Source organism: Paenibacillus aurantiacus (assembly GCF_042431225.1).
GTDB lineage: Bacteria > Bacillota > Bacilli > Paenibacillales > Paenibacillaceae > Paenibacillus_Z > Paenibacillus_Z aurantiacus.
Genome location: NZ_JBHMDO010000052.1, coordinates 1 through 2757, shown reverse-complemented (window position 1 = coordinate 2757; position 2757 = coordinate 1). Strand labels below are relative to the sequence as shown.

Sequence of the window (2757 nt, the reverse complement as noted above, 5' to 3'; positions counted from 1 at the left end):
GTCGCCAAGCACGAATGACCGACCACAGTGATGTGGTCGGTTTTTTGTTGTATGGGCATATGTGCAGCAAAAACAACCGAGTTTGATAAGATCAGCTGTTAGAGCCGGTGGCGGGGTGAAAGGGTAGTCATCTGCTTGGGCTTAGTACAATTGAGACTTGAATAACGGAAGCACTTGGACCGCAGGGGCTTGGGAGAGTAGTATGCCAACCGCCATGAGGCTGATTATAGTATGTGTTGTAACTATGGTTCGCTATCGGACTGGTTATGGAAATTAGTCGTACAAGCAGCCGTACCTGAATATATTAGTAAGGCACACTGAAAAGGTGTCCTTATAATGATTCAGGAGGGTTTTAGAAATGGGCTTATTGTTAAGTTATATGTTGCTTGGCCTGTCTTTGTCGGCCCCAATAGGACCAGTTAACGCTGCCCAATTAGATACGGGGATTAAGAAGGGATTTCTCCATTCTTGGTTTGTTGGGATCGGTGCCATGGTCGCGGATATGGTTTATATGCTGCTTGTTTATTTAGGTCTGGTTCATTTTATTGCCATTCCCTTTATGAAGAGTTTTTTGTGGTTATTCGGGTGTTTTGTGCTCGTCTATACAGGTGTAGAAGGATTGATGCGTGCCGAAAAGCTGCAACTAAGTGCGATCGGTCCTCAGAACATTCAACCATTGTCGAAATCGTTTCTATCTGGTTTCCTAATGTCGCTATCCAACCCGATGACTATATTATTTTGGGTCGGCATATATGGGTCGGTAATCGCGGAAGCAGCTGTAAGTCACACAGGAACAAAGCTGCTTATTTGCAGCCTTGCGATTTTGTTGGGTATCATGCTTTGGGATCTAACCATGGCCAGCATAGCGAGCTCTTTTCGCCGCTGGTTATCGGATCGCTTACTCCGGGTCATAGCCACGTTATCAGGTTGTTCACTTATTGCCTTTGGACTTTACTTTGGCTTTGAAGCTTCTCGCTTGATGTTTGGTTGACAGTACATAAATTGTTTCAGTTGAAGTTGGACTAGCCGAACCGGAACGCCATTTTGATCTCATGTAGAGGGTCAGAGCGATTATGACAAGAATAAAGCCAAGGCTGATAAAGAAGCCGGGCCTGCTCGTGGAATGAAAGAGGGAACCGCTCATTGCCGCTAGCAAAATTAGTAGGCCGACATATCGTTTAGCCTTACCGAAAGTAGTAAGTTCCAACAACCGGCCAGAAGTTATTAATATGAACATCCAGTTATAAAGCAGCATCAAACCTGCAGCCGTTGTAATATACTCGTAGATTTTGCCTGGCATTAGAATCGAGAAGGCTATAGATATGACCATACCTGCTGCAGTCAGCGCAATGGCCATCATCGGGCGATTCAGTTTGACTATCGTGAGAAAATGAGGCGCGTCACCGTCTTTAGCGAGAATGACCAGCATTTTGACGATTGCAAATAATGAGGCGGTCATCGTTGAAAAACCGGCGATTATAAGAATCGCGTTAAAGAAGTCAGGTACATACGCAATATTGAATCTCTTCAGAGCCACCAGGAAGGGGCTATGTTCGCCATTGAATTTTTCCCACGGAACGAGAATCATAGCCAAAACAAGCGAGCCGAGATAAACGCACGTTAGTAAAGCAAGCATCATTTTCCCCGCCTTAGGCGCTTGCTGTGGCGTTTCAAGTCGGGTGGCCATGATTCCCATAATCTCAATACCGCCATAAGCATAAAAGGCGAACAAAAGCGACGACCATACTCCAATGCCTCCATGAGGGAAATAAGCACCTATCGTGGCGGGAATAGATTGAACTTCCCCGATATGAAGCCATCCTATCAATCCGCAAGCTGCAATGGCGATAAACATAATGATCGCCGAAACTTTAATCATGGCAAAGACATTTTCGAAACGTTCGAAACCCTTTGTCCCTAGCCATACAATTAGAAGTCCAAGGATCGCATAAATAACAGCTAACAGCCACATCGGCATGCTAGGAAACCATAGTTTGGTGAATAAGGAAAGTGCGGTGAGCTGACTTCCCATTATTAATAGCTCGGAAGACCAATACACCCAGCCGCTGCTGAATCCAGCCCAGCGGCCATAGGCTTTTTTAGCGTAGGATCGGAAAGAACCTTCAAGTGGATCGTTTGATGTCATTTGTGCCAAGACATCGAAGACCAAATAAGTACCGATAGCTGCAAGCAAAAAACAAAGCAATACGCTTGGACCACCGATCTTGATCGCAAGTCCGGAACCGAGAAAATATCCTGTTCCGATTGTGAAGGCTACACCAAGCAAAGATAACTGCCACCATTTAAGTTTCTTGCCGGACTCCCCATCGTTGCCGTTTGTGGGGGCAGAATCCTTTTGAGTAGTCGCGTCCATGTGAATTCCCCCGATTTTAATTTGTAGTCGCCTCAAGTAGGATGAGTCAAAACAACCCCTATTATGTAAGAAAGGAAATAAAGTGGGCACTATCGGGTTGAAACAAGCTTGGGTTGATCGCCGAAATAATGGAGGAGTCCAAATTTTTTAAAAAAGGGTTGCATTAGCATTGAAAAACTGGTATTCTAACATTCCTGCCGCAATAAAGCAGGGTGTTGTAAAATCTACTTGAAGGGATTCGTACCCTCGACCGGATTAAAAAACACTTGCAAGAATGAAACAAACGTGGTATGATGTAATTCCTGTCGTTGAAGTGGACAGGCACTTGTTCCTTGAAAACTGAACAATGAGCGATATGTCAAAGCTAGTGAAGTAATGAGCTA

At 44.8% G+C, this 2757-nt stretch carries 2 protein-coding genes; one reads left to right on the top strand and one right to left on the bottom strand.

Translation table 11 applies throughout. From position 1 onward, the window contains the following. The first annotated feature begins 358 nt into the window (after window positions 1–358). Window positions 359–991, top strand: coding sequence for a LysE family transporter (locus ACFFSY_RS32400; RefSeq protein WP_377502209.1), 633 nt, complete (start codon window positions 359–361; stop codon window positions 989–991). On the opposite strand, the gene ACFFSY_RS32395 is transcribed toward ACFFSY_RS32400, so the two are convergent. Further along, the gene (locus ACFFSY_RS32395) at window positions 932–2374 is read right to left on the bottom strand and encodes an amino acid permease (RefSeq protein WP_377502206.1); all 1443 of its coding nucleotides are present in this window, start codon (window positions 2372–2374) and stop codon (window positions 932–934) included. The genes ACFFSY_RS32400 and ACFFSY_RS32395 overlap by 60 nt on opposite strands. Window positions 2375–2757: the final 383 nt, after the last annotated feature.

Excerpts from the sequence above, each read along its gene's own strand:
- ACFFSY_RS32400 (WP_377502209.1), top strand. The coding sequence starts at position 359 with ATGGGCTTATTGTTAAGTTATATGTTGCTTGGCCTGTCTTTGTCGGCC.
- ACFFSY_RS32395 (WP_377502206.1), bottom strand. The coding sequence starts at position 2,374 with ATGGACGCGACTACTCAAAAGGATTCTGCCCCCACAAACGGCAACGAT.